This window comes from Streptomyces sp. NPDC002092, assembly GCF_053593775.1.
The window spans coordinates 388,479-404,246 of the sequence record NZ_JBSFDG010000002.1 but is presented as its reverse complement, the minus strand read 5'-3'; the positions used below and the strand labels follow the sequence as shown (position 1 = coordinate 404,246).

At 70.4% G+C, this 15,768-nt stretch carries 18 protein-coding genes; 6 read left to right on the top strand and 12 right to left on the bottom strand.

What is annotated here, in order from left to right:
• Positions 1-128 precede the first annotated feature (128 nt).
• From ACWCRD_RS05915 to ACWCRD_RS05900, 4 genes are all read right to left on the bottom strand, one after another.
• Positions 129-449 carry an SCO5918 family protein gene (locus ACWCRD_RS05915; protein ID WP_450964715.1) on the bottom strand — a complete coding sequence of 107 codons (321 nt, stop codon included), beginning with the start codon at positions 447-449 and terminating at the stop codon, positions 129-131.
• A gap of 62 nt (positions 450-511) precedes the next feature.
• Positions 512-844: a CBS domain-containing protein gene (locus ACWCRD_RS05910; RefSeq protein ID WP_450964946.1), complete on the bottom strand. Its 333-nt coding sequence runs from the start codon at positions 842-844 to the stop codon at positions 512-514.
• Positions 845-973: 129 nt separating this feature from the next.
• Complete coding sequence (locus tag ACWCRD_RS05905; protein ID WP_450964714.1) at positions 974-2,437, bottom strand: DEAD/DEAH box helicase; 1,464 nt, start codon at positions 2,435-2,437, stop codon at positions 974-976.
• A 181-nt stretch (positions 2,438-2,618) separates the two neighbouring features.
• Positions 2,619-2,822: a cold-shock protein gene (locus ACWCRD_RS05900; RefSeq protein ID WP_004986771.1), complete on the bottom strand. Its 204-nt coding sequence runs from the start codon at positions 2,820-2,822 to the stop codon at positions 2,619-2,621.
• Positions 2,823-3,285: 463 nt separating this feature from the next.
• Here ACWCRD_RS05900 and ACWCRD_RS05895 point away from each other — a divergent pair, with 463 nt between their 5' ends.
• Positions 3,286-3,768, top strand: a complete 483-nt coding sequence (locus tag ACWCRD_RS05895) for a DUF5994 family protein (RefSeq protein WP_450964713.1) — start codon at positions 3,286-3,288, stop codon at positions 3,766-3,768.
• Between the two features lie 145 nt (positions 3,769-3,913).
• On the opposite strand, the gene ACWCRD_RS05890 is transcribed toward ACWCRD_RS05895, so the two are convergent.
• The 3 genes from ACWCRD_RS05890 to ACWCRD_RS05880 form a co-directional block, all read right to left on the bottom strand.
• A complete protein-coding gene (locus tag ACWCRD_RS05890; protein WP_450964712.1) occupies positions 3,914-4,609 on the bottom strand; it encodes a hypothetical protein in 696 nt (231 codons plus the stop codon).
• A 138-nt stretch (positions 4,610-4,747) separates the two neighbouring features.
• Positions 4,748-5,497, bottom strand: a complete 750-nt coding sequence (locus ACWCRD_RS05885) for a hypothetical protein (protein WP_450964711.1) — start codon at positions 5,495-5,497, stop codon at positions 4,748-4,750.
• 61 nt (positions 5,498-5,558) lie between these two features.
• Positions 5,559-6,104 (bottom strand): RNA polymerase sigma factor, encoded by a 546-nt coding sequence (locus tag ACWCRD_RS05880; protein WP_450964710.1) that lies wholly within the window; start codon positions 6,102-6,104, stop codon positions 5,559-5,561.
• Between the two features lie 124 nt (positions 6,105-6,228).
• Between ACWCRD_RS05880 and ACWCRD_RS05875 the strand changes: the two genes are divergently transcribed.
• Complete coding sequence (locus ACWCRD_RS05875) at positions 6,229-7,140, top strand: serine/threonine-protein kinase (protein WP_450964709.1); 912 nt, start codon at positions 6,229-6,231, stop codon at positions 7,138-7,140.
• 181 nt (positions 7,141-7,321) lie between these two features.
• Here the strand turns inward: ACWCRD_RS05875 and ACWCRD_RS05870 are convergent, their stop codons facing one another.
• Together ACWCRD_RS05870 and ACWCRD_RS05865 are read right to left on the bottom strand one after the other, a co-directional pair.
• Positions 7,322-7,756, bottom strand: a complete 435-nt coding sequence (locus ACWCRD_RS05870; RefSeq protein ID WP_450964708.1) for a nuclear transport factor 2 family protein — start codon at positions 7,754-7,756, stop codon at positions 7,322-7,324.
• A 67-nt stretch (positions 7,757-7,823) separates the two neighbouring features.
• Positions 7,824-8,744, bottom strand: coding sequence for a zinc-binding dehydrogenase (locus ACWCRD_RS05865; protein WP_450964707.1), 921 nt, complete (start codon positions 8,742-8,744; stop codon positions 7,824-7,826).
• A 119-nt stretch (positions 8,745-8,863) separates the two neighbouring features.
• Here ACWCRD_RS05865 and ACWCRD_RS05860 point away from each other — a divergent pair, with 119 nt between their 5' ends.
• Complete coding sequence (locus ACWCRD_RS05860; RefSeq protein ID WP_450964706.1) at positions 8,864-9,880, top strand: LysR family transcriptional regulator; 1,017 nt, start codon at positions 8,864-8,866, stop codon at positions 9,878-9,880.
• 301 nt (positions 9,881-10,181) lie between these two features.
• Here the strand turns inward: ACWCRD_RS05860 and ACWCRD_RS05855 are convergent, their stop codons facing one another.
• The 3 genes from ACWCRD_RS05855 to ACWCRD_RS05845 all read right to left on the bottom strand — a co-directional run bounded on the left by ACWCRD_RS05855 (position 10,182) and on the right by ACWCRD_RS05845 (position 13,761).
• Positions 10,182-12,482: an ABC transporter permease gene (locus ACWCRD_RS05855; RefSeq protein ID WP_450964705.1), complete on the bottom strand. Its 2,301-nt coding sequence runs from the start codon at positions 12,480-12,482 to the stop codon at positions 10,182-10,184.
• 65 nt (positions 12,483-12,547) lie between these two features.
• Entirely contained in the window at positions 12,548-13,240 is a 693-nt protein-coding gene (locus ACWCRD_RS05850) for an ABC transporter ATP-binding protein (protein ID WP_450964704.1), read from the bottom strand.
• On the bottom strand, positions 13,237-13,761 hold the full coding sequence (locus tag ACWCRD_RS05845; RefSeq protein ID WP_450964703.1) for a PadR family transcriptional regulator: 525 nt from the start codon (positions 13,759-13,761) through the stop codon (positions 13,237-13,239). Before ACWCRD_RS05845 ends, ACWCRD_RS05850 begins: the two co-directional genes overlap by 4 nt.
• Before the next feature lie 274 nt (positions 13,762-14,035).
• On the opposite strand from ACWCRD_RS05845, the gene ACWCRD_RS05840 reads away from it, so the two are divergent.
• From ACWCRD_RS05840 to ACWCRD_RS05830, 3 genes are all read left to right on the top strand, one after another.
• A complete protein-coding gene (locus tag ACWCRD_RS05840; RefSeq protein ID WP_450964702.1) occupies positions 14,036-14,311 on the top strand; it encodes a hypothetical protein in 276 nt (91 codons plus the stop codon).
• A 216-nt stretch (positions 14,312-14,527) separates the two neighbouring features.
• Complete coding sequence (locus ACWCRD_RS05835) at positions 14,528-15,223, top strand: hypothetical protein (RefSeq protein ID WP_450964701.1); 696 nt, start codon at positions 14,528-14,530, stop codon at positions 15,221-15,223.
• Between the two features lie 127 nt (positions 15,224-15,350).
• Positions 15,351-15,638, top strand: a complete 288-nt coding sequence (locus ACWCRD_RS05830) for an SCO5918 family protein (protein ID WP_450964700.1) — start codon at positions 15,351-15,353, stop codon at positions 15,636-15,638.
• Positions 15,639-15,768: the final 130 nt, after the last annotated feature.

The window sequence follows — 15,768 nt, the reverse complement described above, 5'->3', positions numbered from 1 at the left end:
CGCGTGGGGGGGGCGGTCGTCCCCATGTGATGTTTTTTTGTCGACTATTTTTTTGTGTGGGCGGTGTTGGGCCGACGCGCGTCGGCAGGGCCCCCACCGGGATCCTGAGGGCGGTCTCCCGCCCGTCCTCACACGGCCACTGGGCCGGCGCCGCCGAGCAGTGCGGAGGCGGTTCGGAGGAGAGCGGGTCCACCTTCGCCCACGGGCGCGTCCTCGGGGCGGTCGTGGCAGGTGAACCCGAGCTGCGTCATGGCCCGGCTGACTTCGCGGGCGGTGAAGTCACGCGGGTCCTGTCGTGTGATGACCTGGCCCACCTGCTTGACGGGGTAGCGGCGACGGCCGATGGTCACGGAGTCACCCGTGACGAGCTCGGGCCTGATGCCCTTCATCGAGGCCAGCACCCCGGCCTTGGTCAGGTCGAACGGGTACCGGGCGATGACACAGCGCATGATGCCTCACAGGGGAGAAGTCGCGGGGGGAGAAGGAGAACGGGCCGCCCGGGCGAGGCGGATCAGTACGAGAGGGCGAGTGCGCCCGGAACCCGGCCGAACTCGCCGACGCCGAGGGCGGCGCCGCCCGAGCGGACGCCGTGCGGGTGCAGCGATCCGTCGAGGACGTCCCGCAGACGGATCCGGTCCGTGTACGTGGAACTGTCGCGGAGACCGGCGAGCCGGACCCGGGTGACCGAACCCGTGCTCTGGTCGTCCCCGTCGCACACGGTCAGATACTCGACCCGGGCACTCGCCATGACGGCCAGAGCCACCTCGACCGTCATGTCGTCACATACCCGAGGCCCGTGCCCTTCGATGTCCTCGACCGCGGTCACGGGGGCGGGGTGCGGCATGCCGTACTGCGTTCGCGCCGGCGTCAAAGGTGTCTCCTTCGGTGAGGGATGGTCGGCTTGGCGGCCCTTGCGGCGCAGAGGCCACTGCGTCTCCCGAGGGGCCAGGAGGGCTTCGGGGAGCGCCGCGGTCTAGGCAGCCGCGTTGTTGCCGGGCCGCCGCTGTGCCCTGCGGCGCCTGCTCGCGCCGACGGGTCGGCCCTGGCCGGTGCGGCCCTGGCGGTCCCGGGACGGCGAGGACGCGCGGCGGGTGCGTTCCACGACAGGCGCGGTGATGACCACGGGGACCCCGGAGGGCGCCTGGGCGCCGGTGATGCGGCTCAGCTCCGCCTCGCCCGAGCGGACCGGGGTGACGCGGGGGCTGATGCCGGCCGAGGCCATCAGCCGGGTCATGTCGCGGCGCTGGCCGGGGGTCACCAGGGTGACGACGCTGCCGGACTCCCCGGCCCGGGCGGTACGGCCGCCCCGGTGCAGGTAGTCCTTGTGGTCGCTGGGCGGATCCACGTTGACGACCAGGTCGAGGCTGTCGACGTGGATGCCGCGGGCCGCGACGTTGGTGGCCACCAGGACGGTGACGTGACCGTCCTTGAACTGCGCCAGGGTCCGGGTGCGCTGCGGCTGGGACCTGCCGCCGTGCAGGGCCGCGGCGCGGACACCGCTGTTCAGCAGGTGCTTCGTCAGCCGGTCCACGGCGTGCTTGGTGTCCAGGAACATGATGACCCGGCCGTCCCGGGCCGCGATCTCGGTGGTCGTGCGGTGCTTGTCCGCGTCGAGCACATGGAGCACGTGGTGCTCCATCGTGGTCACCGCACCGGCCGACGGGTCGACGGAGTGCACCACCGGGTCGGTCAGGTAGCGGCGGACCAGCAGGTCGACGTTGCGGTCCAGGGTGGCCGAGAACAACAGCCGCTGGCCCTCCGGGCGAACCTGGTCGAGCAGGGCGGTGACCTGGGGCATGAAGCCCATGTCGGTCATCTGGTCGGCCTCGTCGAGCACCGTGACGTCGACGTCGGCGAGCCGGCAGTCGCCCCGGTCGATGAGGTCCTTGAGGCGACCGGGCGTCGCGACGACCACTTCCGCGCCTGCCCGCAGCGCACCGGCCTGCCTGCCGATGGACATTCCGCCGACGACGGTGGCGAGCCTGAGGCTCACGGAGCGGGCATAGGGAGCGAGCGCGTCGGTGACCTGCTGGGCCAGCTCACGGGTGGGGACGAGAATCAGGGCCAGCGGCCGACGCGGCTCGGCCCGCCGGCCCGCCGTGCGGGCCAGTACCGCGAGACCGAAGGCGAGGGTCTTGCCCGACCCGGTGCGGCCGCGGCCGAGTACGTCACGGCCGGCCAGGGAGTTGGGCAGGGTCGCCGCCTGGATCGGGAACGGTACGGTCACGCCTTCACGGCCGAGCGTGGCCAGCAACGGAGCCGGCATGGCGAGATCGGCGAACGACTCGACAGCGGGCAGCGCGGGTGTGACCGCCTTCGGCAGGGCGAACTCGCCCTGCGCAGTCTGTCGGTTTCCGTAACCCTTGGACCGGCGCGGAACGCCGGAGCGGTCGTATGTGCGATTGGTACGTGCGCGAGTGCCACGTGTGCGGTTCATGCGGAACCTTCCTCGATGCGGGCGCGTATCAAGGAATTTCCGCAGCAGAATGAGCGGCGCAGAGAATCGCGAGAACGGGCCGAAAAACGACAGGGGCGAATCACCCTGGGAATGAAGCGAGCTGGGGCCCGCACCCCAAGGTGCGGGCCCCAGCTGCGAAGTATGCGTCAGTGCCGGTGCGTCAGGCGGGAACGATGTTCTCGGCCGTCGGGCCCTTCTGTCCCTGCGCGATGTCGAACGACACCTTCTGGCCCTCCAGCAGCTCACGGAAGCCCTGGGCGGCGATGTTCGAGTAGTGGGCGAAGACGTCGGCGCCGCCGCCGTCCTGCTCGATGAAGCCGAAGCCCTTTTCCGCGTTGAACCACTTCACGGTGCCAGTAGCCATGTTGTTTCTCCTTCGGAGGCGGTGTACGGGAATGCGCCCTGTGCGCATTCCGTGTCGCCGTGATGATCAGCCGTCGGAAAAACCTTCTGGCAACCACACCTGCAACTGAGTTCGACAGTAGCACGGTGCGATCGGCCCTGCCTGGTGGACAATTCCGCTCCGCCGGGCGGTCGAGGAATACTCGCCGTACCCCGCAGCTATTTCTCATTTCACGGGTACAGATATTGCTCTCCGTGGGCGCGTATTTCCTGCCGTGACTTGCGCCCGCAGCCCTCTGACCTCCCTCGACGGGACATGTGCCGCTGCCGCCGTCGTCAGCGGGTGGTGCAACGGCGAACGCGTCCGAGACTCCGAAACGCAACAAAGGTCACATCCCCCGTGAAGGCGGGCGGGCACGGGGAGTAGCGTGGGAGGGCGAGGCGAGTCCCGTGTTCGCACCGGCTCCCCAAGACGGGTGGTCCCCATGACCGGCTCTGATTCACCCCCCGATTCCCCGCATCTGCCGAGCGGCGTTCACCGGACTGTGCGGCCGGGGTGCGCGCTGCTCCGGCTGGAGACGACGCAGTCGCGGGAAGGTGTCCTGGACGGTGCGTGGTGGCCGCGGTCGCGCGACATCGGTGCCGAGCTGCCCGAGCTGCTGAGCGCCCTCACCGGGCACCTCGGGCCGGTCACTCGCGTCGGGCTGGACACCGCGGCCTGGGCGGGGCTCCCGACGCGGATCGTCGTCGACGACCGGGTGGTGCACATCGACTCCTTCCCCGTGGGTGACGACACCGTGCTGATCACCCGGGGCGAACAGGACCTCTTCTCGCTGCTGATGGTCCCGCCGGACGCGACACCCGAGGCCGCCCGCGCCGCGATGGCCCAGGCGGTGCGGGCAGACAACCTCAGCCAGGCGGAACAGATCCTCATCGACACCGGGAGTGGACAGGCGCCGTCGGACTGATGCGCCGCACCTCGACCGAAGCGGGCCGACGCCACCGGTTCGCGAACCCCGACCGGACGGTTCCAGGACCGGGCAGCACCCGCTCGAACAGCTCCCGGAACCGTCCGGAACCTCCCGGGACCCCCCGTGGCCCCCGGGGGCCGGATCAGTCGGCCAGCCGGTTGACGGCAGCGGCGGCGATGCCTTCCATGTAGCCGGGGTCGTCGCTGGGCTGACCGGTGAGTTCGACGATGCCGAACCTGTGGCCGCTGCGGATCACCGCGACGCCGCCGGCGACCTTGCCGTCGCCGTTGAAGGCCGGATACCAACTGCCCTCGCCCGCCTTGACGGTGAAGGTGTGCCCCTTGCCGTAGTACCAGTGACCTTGCGGCTCGTCCTGGCAGGCGCGCACCAGCTTGTCGAGCTGCTTCCTGTACGAGGCCGCCGATGTGTCGGTGGAACCGTCCGCGGCCGATTCGGTCAGCGAGGTGCCCTTGGTGTCGAAGGTCCAGGTCACGTCGGCATAGGCGGCCGCCTTCCCCTGGGTCAGCTCTCGCATCGTCTCCTCGCCGGAGCATGCCGAGAGAGCCTGCTTCCCGGTCAGGTCCACCGCCGCGCGGACCGGGACCAGGCCCTGCTGGAAGAAGTCCTCACTCTGTATCAGGCCGGCGGAGCCGAGGCCGGGCTGGGCGGGAGCGGCGGCGGGCGCGGTTGCCGAACGGCCCGCAGCGCTGGTGTCCGCGCCGGCGGCGGGAAACGCGCCGATGCCGACCGCTATCAGGGCGGCACCGACGGAGGCGGCTGCTCCAGCGGTACGACCGCGACGAGCGGACTTCTTGCGGGCTGCCTGGTTGTCGAACATGTCATCTCCTGTCTGGTCACGACGCGGTGGGCGTCGTCGTACGTCTGGGAGATGCCGCAGGTACGGGAGATGTTGGATGGAGATCGGCCGTGATGGATGTGATCCACGTCACGTCTGCCTGTGGGGCGGGGGCCGGTCTCAGAGTCGTGTCACGGCCGCACGGGTGATCCGCATCATCGCAGCCGAGCCCAGGCAGGCATCGACCTCCAGGACGCCGTAGTGCGAGCCGTTGCGGAGTACGGCGACGCCTCCACACGGCTCCTTGCCTCGTGGAGCGGTCCCTGTGGTGTTCAGATCGCCGCTGTAGACACCCATCCAACTCGCGGTGATGTCCGCAGCGACGTCAATCGTGTGCGTCGGCCCGTAGACCCAGTGCGTGGCCGGTTCGCTCTGGCACGGCACCTCCTCCAACAGCAGGCGTGCGGCGTAGTTCTGGGCCAGTGCCCGGCTTCCGGCGTCGTCGGCGACTTCGCGTGCGACCTGATCGCCGATGTTCGCCGCCTCGGTGGGGTCGCCGCCGTTCCCCGTGTTCTTGCTCGTCATCAATCCGCGGAAGTGTGCGCCGTACGCTCCCAGGGTCTCCCCGAGGGTCTTCTCCCCGGTGCAGGTCGCGTTGGCGTAGTTGCCGTCCCCGACGCGGTCGCGCACGTAGATGTGCTCGGAGATGCCGACCTTCTTGAACTCGGCCGCTGTCAACAAGTGCCGGCTCGTCATGGGTCCGCTCGCGGGCCTCGGAGCCGGAGAGCCGCTGCCCGGCGAGGACGCCGCGGCGCCCGGCCGCGTCTTCGGCGTGCCCTCGGCAGAGGGTGCGGGCAGGACGAACCGGCCGGTCAGCAGGCCGAGTCCGACGGCTACCGCCAGGATGACGACGATCGTCCGAGGCCGCACGGCAGCACCTCCCGGCCCGCGGTCGAGCTGATGCCAGGGGGGAACGGGGGGCCGGGGCGTCTCAGAAGGCACCGCCGAGCTGGTCCCGCATGAAGCGACGAGCCTGATGGATGCGGTCCTTGACCGTGCCCAGGGGAGCGCCGGTGATCTCGGCGACCTGCAGATAGGTCAGGTCGCCGAGATCGCGGAGCACGAAGGACTCCACCAGAGCCGGGTGCCGCTCCTCCAGTGCGGCCAGCGACTCCATCAGGTCCAGCCGGGTGCCCGCGATGACGCTCGTCGTCCGAGGGTCGACACCGTCGGGAACGACCGCGTGACTGTCCTCCGCGCGCCGGCGCATCGAGCGATACGTGGCCCTCGCGGCGTTCGAGGCGATCACGGTCACCCAGCCGAGGAACGAGCCCCGCCCGCTGTACTCGTGCAGATGCGTGCTGATGGAGAACAGGGCGTCCTGCGCGGCCTCTTCGGCGTCGGCGTGGTGCGGAAGGAAGCGGGAGCAGCGGCGCATGACGGTGGGCCGCAGCCTGACGAGGAGGCGGTCCAGGGACGCCCGGTCACCTGCCTGGGCAGACGCCACCAGGTGCGTCAGCTCATCCTCCTCGAGCACCCTGCTGTCCCCCCGCTATCGTCCGACCTGGCCCCCCACAGGGTCGCAGGAAAGTTCCCGACCACAGCCGACCACGGTCGGCTGTCTCCGCCTGCTCCACATCGCCCCGGAAAAATGTTGCCACATGCAGAAGCTAGGTCGTTATCTCCTCGAGGACAGGCTGGGAGCCGGTTCGTTCGCCACCGTCTGGAAGGCATACGACCCCGAGCTCGACACCGACGTCGCCGTCAAGGTGCTGGCCGACAACTGGGCGTCGAACGCCGATGTACGACAGCGCTTCCTGGCGGAGGCGAGGCTGCTCCGCAGGATCTCCAGCCCACGTGTCGTGCGCGTTCACGACGTCGGCGTCCAGGACGACCGGCCGTACTTCGTCATGGACTACGTCCGAGGCGGCACGCTGGCGGAGCAGACAGGGCACTGCGGGCCGACGGAGGCGCTCCGGCTCGCGGCCGAGGCCGGGTACGCGGTCCAGGTACTCCATGACGCGGGCGTCATCCACCGCGACATCAAGCCGTCGAACCTCCTGCTCGACAGCGGCCGCACGCCTGCCGCCGTACTGGTCGCGGACCTCGGCAGCGCGAAGCAACTGGCCGACGCGTCGGGGCTGACGGTGACCACCGGCACTCCCGCGTACATGGCGCCCGAACAGGCCTTCCAGACGGGCGGGTTCGACGGTCGTGCCGATGTGTACGCCCTCGGTGTCGTCACGTTCGAGCTGCTGACCGGACGCAAGCCGTTCGGGTCGGGCGGCCGCACGGTTCTTGTGACGCAGCAGGAGTCGACGGCGTCGTTGCCGAGCCTTCCCAGGGAGCTGGGGGTTCCGGACCGCATCGAAACACTGCTGCGTGCCGCACTGTCCATAGAACCTGCCGAACGACCGCAGACCGCAAGGGCGTTCGCGGATGCGCTGCTGTCACGGGAGAAGGAAGAGTGGGCGGCGCCGGTCAGGTCTTCGGGACCGACACCCCTGATGGTCTGGCTTGCGGCGGTCGTCGTGTTCCTGACGACAGCGGTGCTGACCTGGCTGTCCCGCTGACCTGCGGGCGACGACCGCGTTCCCACGGTCCGCCTCACCCGCAATGGCACCGGCACTCCTGCCATACCGCTCGGCGCGAACAGCACCCTCACCGCGTACGGCGCCGGCAGCCTGCCCAACGTGTACAACGACAACCCTGCCGGAGCGCAATGATCGACGAGTCCCGAGTCCTCGGGGAGGGTCACTCGGTGCCGGCGGGACGGTGAGCGTCCTCGTCCGGGAAGAGGGTCGCGGCCACGTGCCGAGTGTCGGCGTACTCGATGACCGAGGCGATCCTGCCGTCGCGGACCGTGTAGATGCCGAGGCAACGGTTGTCGTAGGTGTCGCCGCGCACGGTCGTGGCCCTGGCGGTCCATTCGGCCACCACGCGGTCCCCTTCGGCGATGGTGCTGACCAGTTCGATTTCCAGGGTGCCGGGGACGAAGGCGGGTCCCATGCCGCCGAGGAACTCGTTGATGATCGCGTCGCGTCCGTGCCACACCTTGGAGACGGGCAGGTCGCCCGGATAGTGCCAGGTCGCGTCCGCATGGAAGCTGTCGTGGATGACATCGCCGTCGCCGTCGCGTACGGCCTCGACATAGCGGATGACGACGGCCCTGGGGTCGCTGGTGATCATGATTCTGCTCCTTCGGCCGGTCTTGCCGCCGGTCGTTGAGGTGAAGTTCAGGACAGGGTGGTGAGGTTCAGGACAGGGTGAGGACGGCCTTGCCGCGGATCCGGCGGTCGCGCAGGGCGGCGAGGACGCTCGCGGTGTCGGCCCAGTCGGTGACACGGCCGATCTCGGGGTGCAGTCGGCCTTCGGCGGTCAGCCGGACGAGCGTCGCCAGATCTTCGTCGAGGCGGCTGTCCGCGTCGAGATAGTGGAAATGACGGATGGAAGCCGATTCGGGCCCGGTGAAGAAGTCGAAGAAGTCGAGCGTCGCCGGCATGCGGCTGGCCTGCCCGAACCAGATCACCGTGCCGCGCCTGGCGAGCCGAGCGAGCGCGAGGGAGAGCGCCGGCCCGCCGGTCGACTCCAGCACGATGTCGTAAGGGCCCTGAGCATCGGTGACCTGGTGCACGACATCGGTGGCGCCGAGTTCCGCGAGCCGCGCGCCGCGCTCGGCGTTCCTGGTCACGGCGGTGACCTGGGCCCCGGCGGCGGTCGCGAGCTCGGTGACGAAGTGGCCCACACCCCCGGAAGCACCGGTCAGCAGGATCCGCCGTCCCAGCACGGGTCCGGCGGCGCGCAGCAGCCGCAGCGCGGTGAGCCCGGCGAGCGGCAGCGCCGCGCCCTGGACCGCCGAGACGCTGTCCGGCAGCTCGGCGAGCGCGTCGGTCGGCACGGCCACGTACTCCGCCCAGCCACCTCCCATGGGGTGACCGACGACCCGGGTGACCCCGGACGGTCCGCTGCCGTCGGCGGCCGGCTGCACCACCAGCCCCGCGATGTCCTTGCCCGGCCGGTCGCCGCAGGCGGGCTTCTCCAGCTTGAACGTCTCGCCCCGGTTGACGGAGAAGGCTTCGACCTTCACCAGCACTTCGTCGGGGCGGGGCGTCGGCTCCGCCACATCGGCGAGCACGACCGGCTCGGAGGGATCTCCGGTCGGTATGAAGGCTTTCATCGTGATCATCCCCTCGGTGGCGGTGTCTTCGAGGACCATCCGACCGGGCGGAGCGGGGACTCGGCCAACAACGAATCCGCCTGGCCGACAACGCCCGGTTGTCACATAAGGTCAATGGCATGGACCTCGATCTCGCGCTGGTCCGCGCTTTTGTCGCGACAGCCCGGACCCTGCACTTCGGGAGGGCCGCCGAAGAGCTGGGCACCAGTCAACAGGCGCTGTCCAAGCGCATAGCGCGGCTGGAGAAGCTGCTGTCCGTGCAGCTGTTCGGGCGCCAGGGTGGGGTCCGGCTGAGCGAGGCGGGGGAGCGGTTTCTGCCGGCCGCACTCGAGGCGCTCGCTGCGGGCGATCGCGCGGTCGCGGCGGTGACGGGTGCCGGACCGGTCGTACGGATCGACACCTGGGGACATCTGTACGCGCCGATGCGCACGGTCGCCGACGCGGTCCAGGCACTCGGCCCGGTGCGGTGGGAGCCGAGCCCGGGACGGGACTGGCCGTCGGTGGCGGAGGCGTTGCTGCGCGGCGCCACCGATCTCGGATTCGGCCGGGTGCACCCGCTCCCCGACGGCCGGGACGCGGGCCTCACCCAGCGGCTGGTACGGCTGGAACCCGTCGACGCAGTCGTCGGCCCGTCCCACCCGCTGGCCCTCGCCGACGTACTGCGCCCCGCGGACCTGCGCGACAGCGTGCTGTGGTCTCCGGCGGAACTGACCCGCCTCGACTTCCTGCGTCGCTTCGCCGACGAATTCCGGATACCGCGCCGGCACGACGGCCCCAATCTGGGCCTGGACCATCTTGTGCGGCACATCCGTACCGAGCCCGACGCCTTCACCCTCTTCCCCGCCGACGCGCCGCTGCCCGACCACGCGGGCCTGCGCTGTATCCCCCTCGCCGACCCGACACCGCTGTACGCGTGGTCGCTGGCCTGGCGCGAATCCTCCCGCCACCCCGGACTCGACACCTTGCTACGAGGCTTCACCGAGGCTGGCCGTACTAGGCGGTGGCTGGACTACACACCGCAGCGCGACTGGCTCCCCGACATCGACCACCCGAAGCTCACGGTTCACGAGCAACCGGTCGCCGCCGCGGACGTGCCGAGGCCGGTCGGGCGTCCGCCATCGCAGACAAGCCCGTGACGAGCGGCGCGGCCCCGGTGACGGGCGTCGGCGTCTGCCCGGGACTCCGTACGGCACGGGCCGCGGAGCATCGCAGGCACCTCGGCGGTGGACCTCGGAACACAGCCTGCACGACAGCGGCTGAGGGGCGCCCCCGTACAGGTCGCGGCGAGAGATCGCGAAGGCCGGCCATCCGGACCTGGAGCGGCACTTGACGTGTACGGCGCGCCCGGAGATGCGCCGGCCTTTACGGCTGCGGGCGCGAGCGCTGCACCGGGAGGCCGAAGGGCCCTTCCCACCCGGGAAGGGCCCTTCCGTGGCCTTACTCGGTGCGCAGGCCGTCCGGGCGCATCAGCCGCAGCAGCGGCGGCAGGCTGAGCACGGTCACCAGCAGGACGACGGCGGTGGCGGTGCCGGTCATGGACAGTACGCTCGTCCAGTCCACGCCCACCGGCTTGTTCGTCATCTTCAGCAGTGCCGCGCCCAGTGCCATCCCGATCGCTGTGGCCAGCGTCAGGCCGAGGCCGATCGGGATCGCCGTCTGCCACAGCACGGACAGGCACAGGGTGCGGCGCCGGGTGCCGAAGGCGATGAGCGACGACAGCAGTCTGCGGCGCTCGCGCAGCTGCTCCAGCTGTGCGACCAGCAGACTCGCGCCGATCAGCGCCAGTACACAGGCGGCGCCGACGAACAGGAAGGTGCGCAGGGAGGCGAAGGCGTCGTCGCTCTTGCTGGACACCAGCATCGCCGGGTCGGTCGGCATGCCGAGACGGCGGGCCGTGTTCCGCGCGTACTCCGGCGCGGCCGCCAGCTTCTGGTCGAGCACGAGGTAGATCCCCCCTGTGACCCCGGGTGCGGAGCCCGAGGGCAGCACGCCCGGCGTCAGCAGCAGGCCGCCCCGCTCGTCCCCGCTCGGGTCCGCGATCGCCCGTGCCTGCTTCACGTCCGCCGGCACGGTCCAGGGCGTCGGCCTGTGCTGCGCAAGGTCGCCGTCGATCGCGTCGAACCACACCTTTGTGCCGGGCCTGGAAAGGTCGGACGCCCCCTCCTCGTCGTCACCCCGGACGGCGAAGGCGTCACCGTCCTCGCAGGAAGGGAAGGAAGCCATCTCGCGCAGGGTCGCGCAGTCGGCGATGGTGACCTGGGTGGTGTTGTCGGCGTGCCTTGGCCGGTCGCTGACAAAGCCCTCGTCGTAGGCGTAGACCTTCGCGACGCCTCTGGTCGCCTTGAAGTCGGCCGCCGCCCGGGCGAGCGGGACCCCGTCCGGCAGTTCCGCGTGCATCTGGGCCCGGGTGGGGTCGTCGCCGGTGTGCTTGGTGTACTGGCCCTGCACCCCGGAGAACAGCATCTGCAGGGCGATGGCGCCCGCCACCGCGACCGCGATGCCGTTGACCATGCGGGCGGCCGTTCCGCTGCTCAACTGAAGGCGGCGGATGGCCAGTTGCCAGGCGACCCCGCCGGACCCGAGCCGGGCGACGACCGTCTCCACGACCCACGGCAGCAGCGCGGTCGTCCCCATGAGCAGCAGGAGGACACCAGCGGTGACCTGGTACTGGTTGAAGTCCTTGCCGTACCGGTCCTTGCCGATCATCGGGTAGAGCAGTCCGAGCCCCCCCACGGGCAGCAGTATCCGCCACCACAGCCGGCGCCGCGGGGGCTTCGCGGTGCGCACCACGCCGAGCGGCTCGATCACCACGCCGCGCAGCGCGAACAGCGTGACCAGCACGGCGGCCGCCGGGACCGCGACCGCGACGAGCAGGGCGAGCACGGGGGAGGGGGTGAGATAGCTGGGGAACACGCTGACGTCGAACAGGTCCACGGTCCCGGAGAGCTCCCGGGCGATCAGGAAGAAGACCGTGCCGAAGGCCAGGCCGGCCACGGAGCCGGCGAGGGCCTCGCCGGAGGCGATCCGCCGGGTCATCCGGCTGTCCGAGCCCACCAGCCTGAGGGCAGCGAGCCGCCGGTCACGGCGCTCGCCGCCGAACCGCACGGCCGCGGCGATGAACACGCCGACCGGCATCAGCAGCGCCAGGAACACGACGAGGGAGAGCAGGACGAGAACGGGGTCCTTCTTCTCCTGGGTCTTGAACCCTGCGCCGAATCGGTCGATGCGTTCGACCCCGCCCACGCCCGGCCTGACCACGAGGTGGTCGGCGCCGCGGTAGAAGGCCAGTTCCTGGGCCCCGATCAGTCCGGGTTCGGCGATGGTGCCGACGATCCGATCCGGCAGCCGTTCGCGCAGCAGTTTCCCCTCGCCGGACTCCAGCAGCCGCTTCAGCGCGGGAGAGACCGCCATCTCGCCCACCCCGGGAAACCTGGAGAGCCCTGGCGGCAGGGGCGCCCTGGGTCCCTCGGGCTGCACATCCCGCCCGCGCACCTCCTTGCCACGGAAGGTCGTCCCGGCATCGCCGACCACCAGCGTGTGGTCCGACGCCTTCATCGGCTGCACCACGGTGAACGTGAGGTCGGAGCGCGCCTCCTCCCGGTCGTGCCGCACGGCCAGCGCGTTCGGGAGCGCGGTGGCGAGCAGCAGCAGTGCCACGCCGAGCCCCACGCCGACGGCGGTGAGGAGCATCCGCACCCAACCCTCCCGCCCGCCGGTGAAGGCGAACCGGACCCCCATGGCCAGATCCCTGGACCTCCGCCACTCTCGACTTCGCTCGAGCGGGAGGTGCCCCCTTCCTGCACTCATACGGCGTGCTCCATGTCCCGGGCCCTGCCGTCGCGTACGACGACCTCGCGGTCGGAGTAGGCGGCGACCCGGGCCTCGTGCGTGACGAGCACGACGGCCGCGTTGGTGGAGCGGGCCGCCTCGGTGAACAGCCCCATCACGCGCTCGCCGTTGAGCGAGTCGAGCGCGCCGGTGGGCTCGTCGGCGAACAGCACCCGGGGGCTGGTGACCAGCGCCCGCGCGACGGCGACGCGCTGTCCCTGACCGCCGGAGACCTCACCGGGCCGCTTCTTCGCGAGGTCGTCGACCTCAAGCCGCTCCATCCACCGCAGCGCGGCCCGCTCGGCCTCCTTGCGGGAGGTGCCGTTCAGCCGCAGCGGCAGGGCCACGTTCTCCACGCAGGTCAGCTCGGGCACCAGCTGGCCGAACTGGAAGACGAAGCCGAACTCGGAACGGCGCAGCGCACTGCGCTGGGCGTCGTTCATGGTGGCCAGGTCACGCCCGTTGTAGGTGATGGACCCGGAGTCGGGCGGCACGATCCCGGCGAGGCAGTGCAGCAGCGTCGACTTGCCGGACCCGGAGGGTCCCATCACGGCGACGACCTCGCCGGGGTGGATGGAGAAGTCTGCGCCGTCCAGCGCGGTGGTCGGTCCGTACGCCTTGCGCAGGTCCTGGGCGGCGAGCAGAGAGCCCGGAGGAACACGAGTCACGCGGTCACCGCCTCGGCCAGCTTGTCCAGACGCGCGGCGGTCAGCTCCAGCCAGCGCAGGTCCGCTTCCAGGTGGAACAGGGCGTGGTCGCAGATCAGCTGCTCCGCGAAATCGCCCTTGCGCTTGCGGTCGGTGAGGATCCGCATCATCCGCAGGTGCTCGGAGCGCTGCGTGTCGAGGATGTCGGCCGCGTTGCGGTGGGTGAGCAGGGCGAGGACGACCTTGGTGTACAGCGTGGACTGCAGATACGGCTCGGGCGCCTCCGGCGTCGCCAGCCAGCGCTCCACGTCGGTGATCCCGGCGTCGGTGATCGCGTACCGCTTGCGCTCGGGCCCGCCGCCCGCCTCGATGCCGTCGACCTCGACGAGCCCGTTCTTCAGCAGGCGGGACATCGTCGAGTAGACCTGGCCGTAGTGCAGCGGCCGGTCGTGACCGAACTTCTCGTCGAAGGCCCGCTTCAGGTCGTAGCCGTGGCGGGGCCCGGACTCCAGGAGCCCCAGAAGGGCGTTACCGATGGACATGCCCGGCACTCTACACACCATGTATACGCGGCATGTATACGCGCAGTGTTTAGATCATGGCGCGGGGTGTGTCCGTGCAGGCAGGGGCCTTTGTCACGGTTCTGATACGGCGGGCCCCGCCTCTCGGACACGCCGGGACGTTGCGGGTCGGCACTCGATGTATACATTCGGTGTATACACGCTGTGTAGAGTGCTGATGCATGTCCAATCGGGCCCGAGCGTGAGCGGTAAGCGACCGCCGACGCCGGGGTGCGGCAACCAGAGAGTCAGTCACGTGAACAACCAGACGCCGCCTGAAAAGGGAACCGGGACGCTTCCGGCAGGTGAAACCTCTCAAGTGGAATCGGAAGACGTCGAGATCCGCAGGTTTGCCGTAGGGATCATCCTTCTCGCGTCGACCTGCGTGACACTCATGTCTGAGCTGGTGCTCGCCGTCGTCGGTGCGGGCCTCAAGGTGACGGCAATGGCCGCTGTGGGCGTGTTCGGCGGCACCTTCGGTCTTGGGTGCTTCGTCGCCAGGAGGCTTGGATATATGCGAACGGATACATAAGGATCGTTAAGCCCGACGTCCCACACTCCTCCGCCGAGGCCGCTCCTCGTCGGCCTTCGGCCCTGCCAGGCGGATGTGCGCTCCCGCCGGCCACGTCGGCGGGCGTAGGCTCGAAGGCACCGAGGGCACCTCGTGTGCCGGCTCACGCGCCGGTGCCGTTCTCGGCGAACGACGACGCCGGGGCGGACCCGTCCGGACCCGGAGCAGGGTTCGCCCATGACCGTGAACACGCCGGACCGCCCGAAGACCGCCCACCCGGGGACACCGGGCCGACGACCAGCGCTTCCCGCTGCGCCGACGCAGCGTCGCCGGCAGGGGCCCTCACCCGAGAAGGGCGAGTTCGTCCGTCCGCTGACCCGGCGCCAGATCGACGACCGTATGCGAGAGCTCGGCGAGCTGTACACGAACACCTCTTCCCACCAGGTGCGGGCCTCGGACGCGTCGGACCAGGGCCGGTCCGCCGCATTCCGGCGACGGCTCGCGGGCCATATGCGGCGACCGGGATTCGAGCTGCTCGTGGCGGAGACCGTCGGCCCCTCGGGCGCCATCGGCCTCACGGCATGCGCCTACGGTTTCCCCGTGCGAGGCGACGGGCCCTGGTGGGACGGCCTCGACGGGTACCTCCCGGAGAGCCTGCTCCGCGTCGCCGCCTTCGGCAGGCTCTTCGCGATCGGCGACATTCTCGTGGAGCGACGGGTACGCACCCAGGACCAGAGCCGAGAGTGGAACCTCGCCCGGCGCCTGCAGAAGCGGCTGCTGAGCGATCACGCAGCCGCGCTCGGTGTCACGCTGGTCGACCGGGACAACGCGGACACGCTCGAAGCACTGCTGTCCTGGGGCTGGCGCTGCCTGTCGGCCGATGCCCGCGAGGCGCCGCATCTCGCTCCCAGCCGACTTCTGGTGTTCCGCTGACCGGCGGATGACGACCGGCGGGCGTGGAGCCCCTGCCCGTCCTCGTGCGGCCGACACCCGCGTCGACCGCACCGCCCCCGCTCGCGTTCCACGCATCCCGGATCCGTCCCGACCCTGGTGAGGCACCATGCGCTGTGTGATCGCCCGTTATCCCTTCGATCTGTCCAAGGCCGGGGTGGAGATGTCGATGGCGAACGTCCTGCCCGAGCCCGTGACGGGGGATTGTGTCGTCATCGGGGACCGGGTGTACCTCGTCAAGCAGGTGGGAGTGGTGATCACCCGCCAGGACCCGCGCGACTTCACCGCCGCGGAGATGGTCCGGGCACTGGTCCGTCTCGGCTTCACCTGCCGGACAGCACCTCCGCAGCCCTCGCCCGGCCTGTCGTACGGTTCCGTCGACCGGTCGCTCGGCTGACCCTCCCGTACGTCCGCCGTGATCCGGCCGATCCGGGATACGGCGGCCCTTCTCCGCGCCGCCTGCCCGCGCAGGTCAACGCACCCGCGCCGGACCGACGCCGTGTCCGAGCCGACCAGGAGGCGCGAGC